This window comes from Parendozoicomonas verongulae (assembly GCF_009711465.1).
Taxonomy (GTDB): Bacteria; Pseudomonadota; Gammaproteobacteria; order Pseudomonadales; family Endozoicomonadaceae; genus Sansalvadorimonas; species Sansalvadorimonas verongulae.
Genome location: NZ_SMME01000597.1, coordinates 1 through 1781, shown reverse-complemented (window position 1 = coordinate 1781; position 1781 = coordinate 1). Strand labels below are relative to the sequence as shown.

Genomic DNA, 1781 nt, shown 5'->3' with positions numbered 1-1781 from the left:
GCCCGGCAGACCTGTTGACGGTGCAAGATGGGGTTTCACCAGGGTAGTTATGTGTGCTGCCCGCAGGGGGAATAGCAATGCTGCCGGTCGATATCACATCTACTGGCTGTGACGGAGTAAAGTGAAGAGATCTACTCTTGTCTCCTGATGCATAGGTGGCAGATGTAGACAGGCCGATCACTATGCAGAGACTGGTGACAATAACGTTCAACCTGAAGACCATTCTCTTCCTTCCTCCAAAAAGAACAAAGAAGATAGCAGCGTAGCTGGCGGTGTCTTGTGAAAAGGACAGCCAGGGTCACTCAGCCTTCCTGCAGTGTTGGGTGTGCTTGTGCCTGGTGAGATGACTGGGTGTGGTGAAAGACTTGTCGCATCCATCCAAATCACAGACAAAGGGCTTTTCTCCTGTGTGGATACGTTGGTGCCTGATGAGATCACTGGACTGGCTAAAACGCTTGTTACACCCGTCCTGATTACAGACAAAAGGCTTGTTTCCTGTGTGTGTGCGTTTGTGTCTGCTGAGATTGCTGGATGAGGTAAACGCTTTATTGCACCCGTTAAAGTCACAGACAAAGGGTCTGTTCCCTGTATGGGTGCGTTTGTGTCTGATGAGATTACAGGATTGGGTGAAAGACCAGTTGCACTGGTCACAGACAAAAGGCCTGTCCCCCGTGTGGGTGCGTTTGTGGATGGTGAGATCGCTGAGTGTAGTAAACGCTTTGTAGCACTTGTCCTGGTCACAGACAAAGGGTCTGTCCTTTGTGTGGGCTCTTGGCTTGCGCATTCTGGTGATTTTCGTGGGCAACGGACCACTGTCAGACGGAATCTGACTCACTTTATTAAGAGTGTCATCTGTATCGATTATACCTTCCCCTGCACTGGCGCGAAGAACACTCGAAAATGCATTATCCTGTTCTAGATCCGATGACTCCGTAAGCAGAGTGTTATTCTGTTCTAAGCCCGCTAACTCAGGGAATAGACTGTCCAGAAGGGGAGGTGAAGGAGGAGAATATAAGACGTCAGGAGCTTCATTGTTACTGGAAATGCGGCAAATGGTCGAGTGATTCCTAACCCATGTTGTGGCACCCGTTTCAACTGTCAGATGTCGTACAGCCGTTGATCCCGTGAGTGTTAGTCTGGTGTTTTGTTTTTTCCCTCGGCAATGCACAAAGTGATATTCGGCAGAGCTGTTGACAGTGCAAGATGTAGTTTCACTGGGGTGGATATGTGTACCGTCTGCAGAGGGGATGGCAATGCTGCCTGTCGATATCACATCTAATGGCCGCCATGAAATAAGGTGAAGAGGTCTACTCTTTTCTTCTGAGCCATAGGTGGCAGATGTAGGCAGGCCGATCACTATGCAGAGACTGGTGATAATAAAGTTCAGCCTGAAGGCCATTCTCTTCCTTCCTCCAAAAAGAACAAAGGAGATAGCAGCGTAGCTGGCGGCCCTATCAGGGTCTGGTTGTAAAAGTGACAGACCGGGTTACTCATCTTTTGTGCAGTGTGCGCTTGTGTCTGGTGAGATCTCCAGATTGGTTGAAAGACTTGTGGCACCCGTTAACTCACAGACAAAGGGCTTGTCCCCTGTGTGGGCTCACAGATGTGGTCAACGCTTTGTTGCACCCGTCCAGATCACAGGCAAAGGGCTTGTCCCCTGTGTGGGTGCGCTGGTGTCTGGTGAGATCGCTGGATTGGGTGAAAGACCGCTTACACTGGTCACAGACAAAGGGTTTGTACCCTGTGTGGACGCGCTTGTGTCTGGTGAGTGCACTGGACTG

The 1781-nt window shown here is 50.2% G+C and carries 1 protein-coding gene; it reads left to right on the top strand.

What is annotated here, in order from left to right:
* Positions 1 to 1589 precede the first annotated feature (1589 nt).
* A partial coding sequence (locus E1189_RS24840) for a hypothetical protein (RefSeq protein ID WP_230459998.1) occupies positions 1590 to 1781 on the top strand: 192 nt, incomplete at its 3' end.